Source organism: Clostridium sp. AF27-2AA (assembly GCF_003478505.1).
Classification (GTDB): Bacteria; Bacillota; Clostridia; order Lachnospirales; family Lachnospiraceae; genus Brotaphodocola.
On the sequence record NZ_QUFI01000013.1, the window covers coordinates 26,506 to 40,204 of the forward strand.

General features: G+C 51.9%; 10 protein-coding genes and 1 pseudogene. All 11 read right to left on the reverse strand.

Annotated features, from left to right (window positions below):
- Window positions 1-11 precede the first annotated feature (11 nt).
- Window positions 12-2,171: a DNA mismatch repair endonuclease MutL gene (gene mutL / locus DWY84_RS09000; RefSeq protein WP_118532532.1), complete on the reverse strand. Its 2,160-nt coding sequence runs from the start codon at window positions 2,169-2,171 to the stop codon at window positions 12-14.
- 22 nt (window positions 2,172-2,193) lie between these two features.
- Complete coding sequence (mutS, locus tag DWY84_RS09005; protein WP_118532534.1) at window positions 2,194-4,839, reverse strand: DNA mismatch repair protein MutS; 2,646 nt, start codon at window positions 4,837-4,839, stop codon at window positions 2,194-2,196.
- A gap of 21 nt (window positions 4,840-4,860) precedes the next feature.
- Window positions 4,861-6,393, reverse strand: coding sequence for a tRNA (N6-isopentenyl adenosine(37)-C2)-methylthiotransferase MiaB (gene miaB, locus DWY84_RS09010; RefSeq protein WP_243024808.1), 1,533 nt, complete (start codon window positions 6,391-6,393; stop codon window positions 4,861-4,863).
- A gap of 124 nt (window positions 6,394-6,517) precedes the next feature.
- Window positions 6,518-7,198, reverse strand: a complete 681-nt coding sequence (locus tag DWY84_RS09015; RefSeq protein ID WP_178716826.1) for a histidine phosphatase family protein — start codon at window positions 7,196-7,198, stop codon at window positions 6,518-6,520.
- Window positions 7,198-8,460, reverse strand: a complete 1,263-nt coding sequence (locus DWY84_RS09020) for a glutamate-5-semialdehyde dehydrogenase (protein ID WP_279220327.1) — start codon at window positions 8,458-8,460, stop codon at window positions 7,198-7,200. Before DWY84_RS09020 ends, DWY84_RS09015 begins: the two co-directional genes overlap by 1 nt.
- A gap of 65 nt (window positions 8,461-8,525) precedes the next feature.
- Complete coding sequence (locus DWY84_RS09025; RefSeq protein ID WP_118532540.1) at window positions 8,526-9,110, reverse strand: 5-formyltetrahydrofolate cyclo-ligase; 585 nt, start codon at window positions 9,108-9,110, stop codon at window positions 8,526-8,528.
- Window positions 9,082-9,309, reverse strand: a complete 228-nt coding sequence (locus DWY84_RS09030) for a DUF896 domain-containing protein (RefSeq protein ID WP_118532542.1) — start codon at window positions 9,307-9,309, stop codon at window positions 9,082-9,084. The genes DWY84_RS09025 and DWY84_RS09030 overlap by 29 nt, the downstream gene beginning before the upstream one ends.
- Window positions 9,310-9,330: 21 nt before the next feature.
- Window positions 9,331-10,182, reverse strand: coding sequence for a glutamate 5-kinase (gene proB / locus DWY84_RS09035; protein WP_118532544.1), 852 nt, complete (start codon window positions 10,180-10,182; stop codon window positions 9,331-9,333).
- A gap of 50 nt (window positions 10,183-10,232) precedes the next feature.
- Entirely contained in the window at window positions 10,233-11,861 is a 1,629-nt protein-coding gene (locus DWY84_RS09040) for an FAD-dependent protein (RefSeq protein WP_118532546.1), read from the reverse strand.
- 3 nt (window positions 11,862-11,864) lie between these two features.
- A pseudogene (locus tag DWY84_RS09045) lies at window positions 11,865-13,097 on the reverse strand (NAD(P)/FAD-dependent oxidoreductase); the annotation flags it as partial.
- A 114-nt stretch (window positions 13,098-13,211) separates the two neighbouring features.
- Window positions 13,212-13,610 (reverse strand): hypothetical protein, encoded by a 399-nt coding sequence (locus tag DWY84_RS09050; protein WP_118532550.1) that lies wholly within the window; start codon window positions 13,608-13,610, stop codon window positions 13,212-13,214.
- Window positions 13,611-13,699: the final 89 nt, after the last annotated feature.

A 13,699-nucleotide genomic window follows, 5' to 3' on the forward strand; every position in this document is an offset into this window, starting at 1 on the left:
TTCTCCCCTCGTCAGACAATTCGTTTAAACTTCTTCTCCAGTTCGTATTTACTCATGGAAATGATGGTCGGCCTTCCATGCGGGCAGGCATAAGGATTTTCCAGCCCAAGAAGCTGGTCAATCAGGGCATCTGCCTCCGCTGCGCTCAACACATCGTGCCCCTTTACCGCCGCCTTGCAGGACATGGATGCTACCTTTTCGTAGATCATGTCCGCGTTCCGCGCCTGGGCATCCTCCGAAAGACTGTCTAACATCTCCATCAGAAGCTCCTTCCTGGCAATGGAAAACAGGTTATCCGGTACACCCCGCACCGCGTATTCCTTTCCGCCAAATGGCTCGATCTCAAATCCGATGTCGGTAAAGATCTTCATATTTTTCTCCAGCATCAGTGCCTCCCGGCTTCCCAGTGTCAGTATAATGGGCGGATGAATCTGCTGGCAGGTGTACTCCCTGGTTTTTAGGGAGTTCATCGTCTTCTCATACAGCACCTTCTCATGGGCCGCATGCTGGTCAATGATGTAAAGCTGGTCTTTGAATTCCACCAGCCAGTAGGTGGCAAAGAGCTGGCCGATCAGTTTGTGGCGGCTGCGGGACTGGGGCTCTAAGAGTTTTTCCTCGAAGAGGTCCATCTGCCCTTCTGCTTCTGGCAGTTCTGACATCTCAGCTAGCGGCGCTTCTGCCTCAGGCGTGATTCCTGTTCCTGCCTGTGTTTCCACTTCTGACTGGATTCCTGCCGCTTCTACTCCCGGTTCCTGCTTTAACAGCGCTGTCAGCGCCTCGTTGACACGATAACCGTTTCCATCGGCTGCTCGTTCTACCTCCTGGCTGTTTTTCAGCTCTTCTTCCCGCTGCAATGCCTCAACACGCTGCTCGGTGCGCAAAAGTCCCGTTCGTTCACTGCGGATCTGGGAGGTGGCCTTTAATGCAGGCTGCTCCCCCGGCCGGGTTTTCATCCGGTATTCTTCTGGCATCTCCCGCAGCACAAAATCATCTGCGCCGCCTGCTGCTAACCGCTTCGGGTCAAACAAACCGGCGCTATCCTGCTGCCGCTTCTGTTCGGACTGCTCCGCACGATTCTGCATCATGCGGTTTTGTTCGAATGGTTCTGGGATCGGGATCCGCTTTTCCGGCACGGATTTTCGTGCCCGTTCCTCCTCCACCAGCTCAACCTTGGGAATCAGTTCTTTGTGGCGCAGTGCCTCGGCTACCGTATCCCGCACCATGCGGAACACATTCTCGCCATTCTGGAAACGCAGCTCCATCTTCGTTGGATGGACATTCACATCCAGAAACTCCGGCTCAATCTTAAAATGCAGCATCGTAAACGGATACTTGTGCTGCATCATGAAGGGCTTGTACGCCTCCTCAATGGCCTTGTTGATGATGTTGCTCTTGATATATCTTCCATTAATATAGTAATTTTCAAAATTCCGGTTACTCCGGGCGATAACCGGCTTCCCAATAAAGCCTTCTACTCTGAAGGCTTCTCCGGTAACAGACACTGGGATCAGGTTGGCCGTAATCTCCCGCCCGTAAACCGTATAAATGATATCTTTTAAATTATGGTTGCCGGAAGTGTGCAGCTTATTCTGATTGTTCTGGATAAACCGGATGGAAATTTCCGGATGGGACAGGGCAATCTTCTCCACCAGATCTGCCACATGGGCCCCTTCCGTCATGGGAGTCTTTAAAAACTTCCGGCGCACCGGCGTGTTGTAAAAAAGATTCCGCACAATAAAGGTAGTTCCATCCGGCGCACCGATTTCTTCCATGCCCCGCTCCTGACCGCCCTCGATCTGATAGCGGTTTCCGGTTAAGGAACGGCTTGTCTTGGTGATCAGCTCCACCTGTCCCACTGCGGCAATACTGGAAAGTGCCTCACCGCGAAAGCCCAGAGAAGATACTGTAAATAAATCCTCTACGGACTGAATCTTACTGGTGGAATGGCGCAGAAATGCCAGTGGAATCTCTTCTTTTTCAATTCCGCAGCCGTTGTCTGTCACCCGGATAAAAGAAATTCCTCCCTCCCGGATTTCCACCGTGACCGCAGTGGCTTTCGCGTCGATGGCATTTTCCAGAAGCTCCTTCACCACCGAGGCCGGCCGCTCAATGACCTCGCCGGCCGCGATCTTGTTGATGGTATTCTGATCCAGTACATGAATGTTCGGCATGCTGCACCTCCCACTTTAATCTTTATTTTTCGTCCCCGCTCCAGCGGTTCTTTAGCTTCATCTGCATCCGGTACAGGGTATTTAACGCGTCGATCGGCGTCATGTTGCCCAGCTCCAGATTCTTCAATTCTTCAATAATGTCATCCTCGCGCACCGTGTCGAACAGGGTGAGCTGGCTCATCTCCACATCGTCCGGCTTTGGCACCGGCTTGTGGCCTGCAGGCGCGATGCCCTCCGCGATCTCGCGGGTTCTTGCTGTCAGGTCAGAATCCACCAGCTGCTCCACCAGTTCTTTCGCGCGGTTGATGACAGAATCCGGCACTCCGGCCAGCTTTGCTACCTGGATACCGTAGCTTTTATCCGCGCCGCCTTTTACGATCTTTCTTAAGAAAACGATATCATCCCCCTGCTCCTTCACGGCAATGCAGTAGTTTGTGACACCGTTCATCAGTCCCTCTAATTCCGTCAGCTCGTGATAGTGAGTAGCAAACAGTGTCTTTGCGCCCAGAAGGCGGGTGTTGCTGATATGCTCCACCACTGCCCAGGCAATGCTCAGTCCGTCAAAGGTGCTGGTGCCGCGGCCGATCTCATCGAGGATCAGCAGACTGTTTCTGGTGGCATTTCTGAGGATATTGGCTACCTCCGTCATCTCCACCATAAAGGTACTCTGACCGCTCGCCAGGTCATCGGATGCACCCACACGGGTAAAGATGCGGTCGCAGATGCCGATGTTGGCCTGGTCCGCCGGGACAAAACTTCCAATCTGCGCCATCAACACGATTAGAGCCGTCTGGCGCATGTAGGTGGATTTACCGGCCATGTTCGGTCCGGTGATGATGGAAATGCGGTTCTTGGAATTGTCCAGAATCGTATCGTTAGCCACGAACATATCATCCCGCATCATTTTCTCAACCACCGGGTGACGGCCGCCCTTGATCTGGATGGTGCCCTTCTCATTGATCTGCGGCTTCACATAATTGTTGCGGGTGGCCACAGTAGACAGGGATGCAAACACATCGATAGCCGCAATGGCGCGGGCCGTCTTCTGAATCCGCACGACCTCTGCCGCAATAGCATCGCGCACCTCACAGAACAGGTCATACTCCAGGGAAAAGAGCTTGTCTTCTGCTCCAAGAATCACATCCTCCAGGTTTTTCAGGTCATCGGTGGTGTAGCGCTCTGCGTTGGTTAAGGTCTGTTTGCGGATAAAATACTCCGGAACCAGATCCTTAAAGGAGTTCGTCACCTCAAAGTAATAGCCAAACACCTTGTTGTATTTGACTTTCAGGTTCTTGATGCCAGTGCTGTCGCGCTCTCTCGCCTCCAGCTCAGCCAGCCAGGTCTTTCCTTCCGTCTTTGCATGACGCAGACGGTCTGCTTCCTCGTTGTAACCGTCTTTGATCATGCCGCCTTCCCGGACGGTGATGGGCGGTTCCTCGACAATGGCACGGGTAATCAGGTCATTCAGGTCTTCTAATGGATCCAGATCCTCCGCCAGTTCTTTTAAAGCGTCAGACGTAAACTCTCCTAAAAGCCGTTTGATATGCGGCACCATGGCAATGGAATTGCGGAATGCCAGCAGATCCCTCGGATTTGCCGTCTTGTAGCTGATACGGCCGATCAGACGTTCCAGGTCGTAAACCGGATTCAGATACTCACCCAGTTCTTCCCGGCTTATGTAATTTAAATTCAGTTCTTCAATCGCATTCTGGCGCTTTAAGATTGCTTCTTTGGAAATCAGCGGCTGCTCAATCCAGGTACGAAGGAGTCTGGCACCCATGGCCGTGCGGGTTTTATCCAGCACCCACAAGAGGCTTCCGCGCTTCTGCTTCTCCCGCATGGTCTCTAAAAGTTCCAGGTTTCTTCTGGTAGAGGAATCCAGTATCATGTAGTTGCCGGTAGCGTAAGGCACAATGGTCGTTAAATGATCCAGGGTCCTCTTCTGGGTCTCATACAGATACTGCAGCACGGCGCCTGCCGCGATCACGCCGCAGTCATAATCGCCAAGCCCCAGTCCCTCGAGGCTTCCCACCTTAAAATGCTCCCGCAGCACCTTACGGCAGCTCTCATCCTGGAAGAAGCGGGAATCCAGGGTAGACACTGTAAAATGATACCGGTCTTTTAAGTCCTCCAGGCTAATTCCGGACATGGAAAAGGCATCGTTGCAGATGACCTCCGCCGGAGAAAATTTATTAATCTCGTCAAACAGGGCACGGTCCGTGGAGATCTCCGTTACCAGGAAATCTCCGGTGGTGATATCTGCCACGGAAACGCCCATCCGGTCCGCCAGATAGACAATGCCCATCAGATAGTTGTTCTTGGTCTCATCCAGGGCCTGGGCGCTGGTGATGGTACCCGGGGTTACCACACGGATGACTTCACGCTTTACCAGCCCCTTTGCCAGCTTCGGATCCTCCATCTGCTCTGCGATGGCAACCTTGTATCCCTTCTGCACCAGACGGCTTAAATAGCTGTCCACAGCATGATAAGGAACGCCACACATGGGTGCGCGTTCCTCCAGTCCGCATTCCTTTCCCGTCAGGGTGATTTCCAGCTCCTTAGACGCAGTCAGCGCGTCGTCAAAGAACATCTCATAAAAGTCACCCAGTCGATAAAATAAAATACAGTCACTATATTGTTTTTTGGTCTCCATGTATTGGGCCATCATTGGTGATAATCCAGCCACGATTTAATTCTCCTGTCCTTCCACTTGCTTTCCCATGTAGTAAAATCCTTTGGACTCCTCCAGCCATACATCCACGATCTTTCCAATGAGGCTCTCGTCTCCCGGGAAATGTACCACAGTGTTGTTGCTTAAGCGTCCCGTCACATAGCCTTCCTTGTGATCGTCCAGAGTCTCCACCAGGACTTTCTGAGTAGTATGAAGGTCACGTCCGCAGACCTCAGAGGAAATCTTCTGAACTTCCTTTAGCAGGCGGTCAAAACGCTCTTTTACAACCTCTTCCGGTACCTGCTCCATGGCAGCTGCCGGGGTTCCGGTACGCTTGGAGTAGATAAAAGTGAAGGCGCTGTCGTAGCGGACACGGCGCACCACATCCATGGTCTCCTCAAAGTCCTCCTCAGTCTCCCCCGGGAAGCCCACAATGATATCCGTAGTCAGAGCGATATCCGGAATGGCCGCGCGCAGCTTGTCCACCAGAGCCAGGTACCCTTCTTTATCGTAATGACGGTTCATCAGCTTTAAGATACGGCTGCTGCCGGACTGCAGCGGAAGATGCAGATGATTGCATACCTTCTCACAGTCCCGCATGGCCTCAATCAGATCATCCGAGAGATCCTTCGGGTGGGATGTCATAAAGCGGATGCGTTCCAGTCCCTCAATCTTGTTGATCTCACGCAGAAGCTCTGCAAAGGTCATCGGATGCTCCAGATTCTTTCCATAGGAGTTTACATTCTGTCCCAGCAGCATGACCTCTGCCACGCCGTCTGCCACCAGCTTTTTGATCTCAGCAACAATATCCTCCGGCTTTCTGCTGCGCTCACGGCCGCGCACGTAGGGCACGATGCAGTAACTGCAGAAGTTGTTGCAGCCAAACATGATGTTGACACCGGACTTGAAGGAATACTTCCGGTCCACCGGGAGTTCCTCCACAATCTTGTCGGTATCTTTCCAGATATCTACGACCATGCGGTTCCCGCTCATCATGCGGCAGCATAAAAGCTCTGCCAGTTTAAAGATATTGTGGGTTCCGAAGATCAGGTCTACGTAAGAATAACTTTTCTGGATCTTCTCGATCACAGACGGCTCCTGCATCATGCAGCCGCACAGGGAAATCATCATGCCCGGGCGTTTTTTCTTTAAGGTCTGCAGATAGCCAAGACGGCCATATACCTTCTGGTTAGCATTGTCACGCACGGTACAGGTGTTGTAAAGCACCAGGTCTGCATTCTCGGACTCTACTTCTTTTAAGCCAATCTGCTCCAGGATTCCGCAAAGCTTCTCGGAGTCGCGAGCGTTCATCTGACATCCAAATGTCGAGATATGGAACGTGCCGTATCTGCCCTCTGCCTGAAGTTCGGATAACAGAGAACCTTCGTAGCGCTCTGCGGCCTCCCCGCTGTCTACCATGCTCTCAAACTGCTGTTTCCATAAAATCTTAGCCTCTTCTATAAAATAGTACTGACGCGCGCCTTCCTCTTCCGGCGCTGCAGCACGGATCATCTCAAATTCCGGTGTTTCGTTCTGTTTGTATGTTTTCATTCTTTACCTCATTATTCACGTTATGCCGTTACAAATTAAAAATTATAGCATAAAAAAACTGGAATGCAAAGAGCAAAACGCCCCGAATTCCAGTCTTTTACCTCAGTTTTTGAGTTTTCTTTTCTCATCTGGTCTGTGCGGCTTTTCCTGTCTGGGACGCTTTCTTTCCCGTGCGGAAATCCACACATTCGGCCGGATCATAGTAAATCTTGTCTTCCGCCTCCAGGACTGCTTTTCCATCCTCTGCAGATACAATGTTTACCGCACAGTTTGGCGGCACCTTCCCGTGCCAGAAATCGGTTTTATCCTCATACACATTATGCAGGATTCCCCGGCAGGCACAGCCATGGCTGGCAATCAGAATAGTCTTGTCCTGCCAGTCAGGATTGTTCACCAGATCATCCCAGAACGCTTTGGTGCGGACACAGAGCTGTTCAATGGTCTCTCCGTCCGCCGCCGTCTGGAAATGAAACGGGTCTTTGTAGAAATCCTGAAAATGCTCCGATGGAATTTCAAAGTTTGCCTTGCGACAGCCCAGTCCTTCCCAGGAGCCAAAGCTCAGTTCCTCAATTCTGGCATCCTCCAGAACCGGAATCTGCCGTCCCGCCAGTACCAGCTCCGCGGTCTGTCTGGCCCGCTTCAACGGGCTGGAAATAGCAAAATCAAAGGGAACGTCCTTTAACGCCTCTCCGGTAATCTTTGCCAGGCGGATTCCATTTTCATTTAACGGGATATCCGTCTGCCCCTGAAGACGTCCCTCCGCATTCCAGGGCGTTTCCCCATGACGAATGATATAAAGCTTCATTATGGTCTCACCTGCCCGTTTCCATAGATGATGTATTTGGTCGTGGTCAGTGCTTTTAAGCCCATTGGTCCTCTTGCGTGAAGCTTCTGGGTGCTGATGCCGATCTCGGCTCCAAAACCAAATTCCCCGCCATCGGTAAAACGGGTGGAAGCATTCACATAGACAGCTGCCGCGTCAATCCGGTTTAAAAACTCCTGGGCATGATCGTAATCACGGGTAATGATGGCCTCAGAATGACCGGTATTATAGCGATTGATATGACGGATGGCCTCATCCAGGGAATCCACCAGTTTTAAGGACAGAATGTAATCCAGATATTCCGTACCCCAGTCTTCTTCTGTGGCCTCGGTAAACTCTGGCACAATGCCTCTTGCGGCTTCATCTGCCCGCACCTCCACGGACTTTTTTGCCAGGCGGGCTGCCAGCAGCGGAAGGAATTCCTCCGCAATGCTTCTATGTACCACCAGGGACTCACAGGCATTGCATACGCCAATTCGCTGGGTTTTGGCATTTTCAATGATGTTCAGCGCCATCTCAAAATCTGCTGTTTCATCCACATAAATATGACAGTTTCCTGTCCCCGTCTCAATCACCGGCACCGTACTGTTTTGTACCACGCTGCGGATGAGCCCGGCACCGCCCCGCGGGATCAGCACATCCACAAACTCATTCAGACGCATAAATTCTGTGGTTACTGCCCGGTCAGTATCGGTGATCAGCTGCAGGGATGCTTCCGGCAGTCCTGCGCGGGAAAGCCCGGTCTGCAGCCACTTTACAATCTCCTTATTGGACTCAATGGCATCGCTGCCGCCCTTTAGGATCACGGCATTTCCGGTTTTAAAGCAGAGTCCGAAAGCATCAGAAGTCACATTGGGACGTGCTTCATAGATCATGCCCACCACGCCAAGGGGCACGCGTTTTTCCCCGATCAGAAGACCATTGGGACGCGGCTTCATGGAAGTCACTTCTCCTACCGGGTCCGGAAGCTCTGCAACCCGCAAAAGTCCATTCGCCATGGCCTGCAGCCGGTCCGGTGTCAGCTCCAGACGGTCAATCATCCCCTGGCTCATGCCGTTTTCCGCTGCCCGGATCACATCCTCCTGATTGGCCGTCAGAATGTCTTCTTCGCCGTCCAAAAGCGCCTGGGCCGCCTGCCGCAGGCCTTCATTTTTCTCTGTAATGCCAAGACTGTTTAAATAGGATGCCGCTTCCTTCGCGCGGGCACCGATCACTCTTAAATCCATGCCGTTATCCTCCTGAATCGTCTTTTTTCTTTCCTTCTATGCCATAACCAGGCATTCACTGTATTTTCTACTGTTCTGTTATCTCACTCTCCGGTCAGAACAACATCCATCCACCTGTCGTGTTCCTCCGTTGGCAGCTCCGGGAATATCTGAAACGGATAACAGACCGCGACCCGCTTATGCTCCGGCTCCTCCGAGAAAAAACGGTCGTAAAAGCCGCCGCCGTATCCCATGCGTTTGCCTTCCCGGGTAAAGGCCGTTCCCGGCGTGATCACCACGGCCTGCGGGCAGTCTGCTTTCGCGCAGTATCCTGCCGGTTCCTGAATATCCTGAAAGCCCGGAATCAAATCTTCCCGGCCACGTACCAGATAAAAATCCATCCGGTCCCCGGCTACCCGCGGCAGAGCCACCGATAAGCCCTGCTGCCACAGCGCATCCATAAGCCCAAAGGTATCTGCCTCGCCGCCAAAGGATGCGTAAAGATACACCGTGTCCGGGATGTTTTCTTCCATCCGCAGCCTGTTAAGCAGTGTTAACACCTGTTCCCGGATTTTCCGGTCCATAATGTCTTTCCTGCCAATGGATTCCGGCTTTAAAAGTTCTGCCCGCAGTGTACGGATCTGTCTGCGGATTTCTTTTTTAAGACTGAGTGTCTTTGATTCCGCCATATTTTTTGCCCAGATCGGTAATACTGCCGTCTTTCTCCTTAATGGAAATGTTGTTTAAGTGTGCCCTCATATTATTTTTAATAGCTGCCACATATTCTTTGCGGAGTCTTGCCTGCTCTGCTTTCTCCTCTTCTGTCAGTCCAACGGACTGAGATTTGTGATAGAGGGTGTTAATCCGGTCGATACTGCTCTGATCCATATTCATTCTCCTTTGCTCTTTTTAGATTTCATATTTCGTATTAATGTAATCCATCAAATCAAAATCCCGGTTGGGATGCGCCAGAAACAGGGTTCCCTTCTCTTCCCCGTTTACCAGTTCGTGAATCACATTCACATCATCCGCGTTACAGATGATCATGTCGGATCCGCTGTCGGTGGCAATCCGGGCTGCTGCCAGCTTGGCCGCCATGCCTCCGGTCCCCACATCACTGCCGGAGCCGCCGCCCATACCGATAAGCTCCGGTGTGATTTCTTCCACCAGACCGATAAACCTCGCGTCCGGATTCTTATGTGGATCCTTGGAATACAGCCCGTCAATATCAGACATGAGGATCAGAAGATCCGCGCCGATGAGGGCCGCCACAATGGCAGAAAGCCGGTCGTTATCACCGAACTGGATCTCATGGGTGGAAACCGTATCGTTCTCATTGACAACCGGTACTGCCCCAAGCTGCAAAAGCTCCTCAAAGGTATTCTGGGCATTCATCCTGGAATTTTCGTTGGTCATGGTATCCTTCGTCAGAAGTACCTGCGCCGCAATATGGTTGTACTCAGAAAAGATACGCTGGTACACCATCATCAGGCGTGCCTGACCAACCGCCGCGTAAGCCTGTTTTTCTGAAATGGTCTGAGGACGTTTCTGGCCGCCCAGAGCCTGCCTTCCTGCTGCGATCGCACCGGAAGAAACCAGAACTACGTCCTTTCCTTCTCCCTTCAGATCACAGATCACGCGAATCAGTTTTTCAATCTTAAAAAGGTTCAGTTCTCCGGTCTTTTCATGGGTCAGGGAGGAAGAACCGATCTTGATGACGATCCGCTTTTTGTCTTTCAGTTTATCTCTGAAACTGTTCATATTCTGCTCCTTATCGGAATGCCGCCACACGAAGCTGCATCCGCGTACTTTTATTTATCATTCCTGCACGGGCTGTAACGCCTTGCGATGGCCTCGGCCACCTTCACGCCATCCATGGCCGCGGAAGTAATGCCTCCCGCATAGCCGGCGCCCTCTCCGCAAGGGTAAAGTCCCCGCACCTCGCTCTCAAACTGCTCATCTCGCCAGATACGCACCGGAGAAGATGTCCGGCTCTCAATGCCTGCAAAGACGGCATCCGGACGGTCAAAGCCGTGAATCATGTGTCCGAATCCTTCCATGGCCTCAATCAGTGCCAGATTCAGCGGCTCCGGCATAATGGAACGGACATCGCCAAAGGCCCACCCGCCCCGCATCTGCGGTACCACATCCCCCAGCTTTGTACTAATGGCATTCTTGCAAAAATCTCCGTAAAGCTGTACTGGAATCTTTCCGCCCGCAGCCCGGTACGCTGCTTCCTCCAGTTTTCGCTGGAAGGCCACACCGCTTAAAGGCCCGCTCTCCGGGAAATCCTCCGGCGTGACCGTAACGATCAGAGCGCTGTTGGCGTTCTCTCCGGCCCGGTCATGATAACTCATGCCATTTACAGCCAGACGCCCCTCTTCTGAAGAAGCGTTCACCACATAGCCGCCCGGGCACATACAGAAGCTATACACGCCGCGTCCGCTTTTTGTCTGTCTGGTCAGCTTGTAGTTTGCTGCGCCAAGAGTGCCGGCATCCTCCCGTCCATACTGGGAAAGATTGATCATCTTCTGTGGATGCTGGATACGCAGTCCCACCGCAAACGCCTTCTGTTCCATAGGTATCTGACGATCTAACAGCATGGAAAAGGTATCTCTCGCACTGTGTCCAATGGCCAGCACCACCACACTGCTTTTGATTTCTTCTTCCAACGGATTGCCTGTCTGCGGGTCTGCAAACGAAACTTTTACACCGCATACCCGGCTGCCCTCTGTCAGAAGATCTGTCACCTGAGTATCAAACCGCACGTTTCCGCCAAGACGATTGATTTCCTCCCGCATATGTTTTACCACCTCAGCCAGTACATCCGTGCCGATATGAGGTTTGTGATCATATAAGATAGAAGGATCCGCGCCAAACTCCATAAAAAGCTCCAGGACCAGCTTTCCGCGCCCCACGGGGTCCTTCACCAGGGTATTCAGCTTTCCATCAGAAAATGTGCCCGCTCCGCCCTCGCCAAACTGTACATTGGTCTGGACATCCAGCGGACCGCCCTGCCAGAAGGCATTTACCTTTTTCTGACGTTCCTCCACAGAACTTCCCCGCTCTAAAAGAATGGGCCGATAGCCGTGCCGCGCCAGCATCAGTCCGCAAAACAGTCCCGCCGGGCCGGTTCCAATGATGACCGGGCGTTCCCCCATACGCTCCTCTCCCGCTTCCGGGAACTGATAGCGCGTTTCCTTACAGAGATTTACCTGGGGACTTTTCACTTTATGTAAAATTTCAGCTTCTTTTTTCACCGAAACATCAATGGTATAGCTGTAAAAAAGCTCCGGTTTCTTTCTTGCATCCAGAGAACGTTTCCGAATGTAAAGCTCTTTTATTTCTTCCGGCGAAACCCGCAAAAGCTTTGCCGCCTTTTTCGTAAGTGCCTCCGGCGTGTGATCTGCCGGAAGCTTGATCTGTGTTAATCGTATCATAATTTAGTTTCTCCCTGCCGTTCTTCCAGCCACAGCTCCAGTACTCCAGGCCCACTGAAGGTTATAGCCGCCGCAGATGCCATCTACATCCGTCAGCTCTCCCACCAGGAACAACCCCTTCACCAGTTTGGATTCCAGAGTATCCGGGCGAATATCCCTGGTATCTACTCCGCCACAGCAGACCTGGGCCTGCTCAAAGCTGTTTGTAGAAGTGACCGGCACTTCAAATTTTTTCAGCTGCATGGTCAATGTATCCAGCTGAGCGTCCTTTAACCGGTCACAGGTCAGGTTCATTGGAATTCCCGCCTGTTTTAACAATACCGCAGCCAGCTTCTTATTCAAAACTCCATTTAAAAACTCTCCGGACGGCCGGTAACCCAGTGCCGCCTTTCTCTGTTTTAACATGCTTCTGGTATCCTCCATGCTTTTGGAGGGGAAGAAATCCAGCACTGCGCTGACCTGCCTTCCCTCATCCAGGGCACAGGCCGCATAACGGCTCACCTGAAAGGTGGGGATTCCAGAGATGCCATAATCCGTCAACTGTACCTCTCCTTCATCGGCTGCCAGAGTTTTTCCGTCACTCATCAGCCGCACCACTGCCTCACAGCGCACGCCGGCCAGCTGTTTAAAGAACGTCCCCTTGCATTTTAACTGTACTAATGCCGGAAGCGGCTTGATGATGGTATGCCCGAAGGATTTTGCCAGGTCATAGCCGCTGCCGTCGGAACCGGACACCGGAGCTGCCTTGGAACCAGCCGCCAGAATGAGGCTGTCCACTTTAAACGTGCCCTGGTCACTCTCTACAGTAAACATGCCATTTTTCATCTTCCATGCCTTTTTGATGTGGCAGGAAAGCACCGTCTGAACACCCAGATGCTCTGTCTCAAAGCGCAGAGCGTCCAGCACGGAAGCCGCCTGGTCCGAATTCGGGTAAATATAGCCATTCCGGTTCTTGGTCACAATGCCGATACTGTCAAAAAAGTTCAGCGTATCCCAGACAGAAAAACGGTCCAGCACCTTCATAGGAAACAGCTTCTGGCTGCTCCGGTAATGCTCTGGCCGCAAAGACAGATTGGTCATATTGCACCGTCCGTTTCCCGTGGATAAAATCTTCTTTCCCACCCGGTCCATATGCTCTAAAATAGTCACCTCTGCGCCTTCCCGGGCCGCCATGATGGCTGCCATCAGGCCGGAAGCCCCGCCTCCGATGATCAGTACTTTTTTCTTCACGTTTCTCCTCCGTAATTTTCCTCAGTCATTTGGATTCTATTTTATCCAGTTTACCTTTTCTTTTCAAGCACAATTTACATCCTGCACAAAACCTGTATAAGTCCTGTATTTCCTGCCTGATCAGCTTGTGTAGGATTCCAGGTAATTAAACACCTCCGCCATGGAAGAAAACCAGATTCCTTCCCGCAGTTTTGTCCGCTCGGCCAGTGGAAAATCCATCAGAGGCACATGAGTATACAGGCAGATGGTTTTCCGGTCCTTTAAAAACACCAGAAGTACACCATCTTCTGCTACCAGATAATACGTTTCTCCCCCTTCTGTTACAGCCTGCACATGATCCTTGTTCGATGCCATCTGGTCTTCTGTCACTGTCTCCGGTGCCGCCTCACTCTCGATTGCGGTTTCCGATGTTCCCATGGCTCCGCTGTTTTCCCTGCTCCGCTGCACAAAAAAGCCGATCAGAAAACAGACCAGGCTGACTCCCAGAAACAAAAATAAACAGATCCTATACTTTTTCATGGAAAGTCCCTCCAGGTATAGTATCTGCTTATTTTTTTAATTTATCCAGTTTTGATATCACTGCCGTCTTCACAGCCGCATAGCAGGGC

Excerpts from the sequence above, each read along its gene's own strand:
- DWY84_RS09040 (WP_118532546.1), bottom strand. The coding sequence starts at position 11,861 with ATGATACGATTAACACAGATCAAGCTTCCGGCAGATCACACGCCGGAG.
- DWY84_RS09015 (WP_178716826.1), bottom strand. The coding sequence starts at position 7,198 with ATGAAGCTTTATATCATTCGTCATGGGGAAACGCCCTGGAATGCGGAG.
- DWY84_RS09030 (WP_118532542.1), bottom strand. The coding sequence starts at position 9,309 with ATGGATCAGAGCAGTATCGACCGGATTAACACCCTCTATCACAAATCT.
- DWY84_RS09025 (WP_118532540.1), bottom strand. The coding sequence starts at position 9,110 with ATGGCGGAATCAAAGACACTCAGTCTTAAAAAAGAAATCCGCAGACAG.
- proB (WP_118532544.1), bottom strand. The coding sequence starts at position 10,182 with ATGAACAGTTTCAGAGATAAACTGAAAGACAAAAAGCGGATCGTCATC.
- mutS (WP_118532534.1), bottom strand. The coding sequence starts at position 4,839 with ATGATGGCCCAATACATGGAGACCAAAAAACAATATAGTGACTGTATT.
- DWY84_RS09050 (WP_118532550.1), bottom strand. The coding sequence starts at position 13,610 with ATGAAAAAGTATAGGATCTGTTTATTTTTGTTTCTGGGAGTCAGCCTG.
- mutL (WP_118532532.1), bottom strand. The coding sequence starts at position 2,171 with ATGCCGAACATTCATGTACTGGATCAGAATACCATCAACAAGATCGCG.
- miaB (WP_243024808.1), bottom strand. The coding sequence starts at position 6,393 with ATGAAAACATACAAACAGAACGAAACACCGGAATTTGAGATGATCCGT.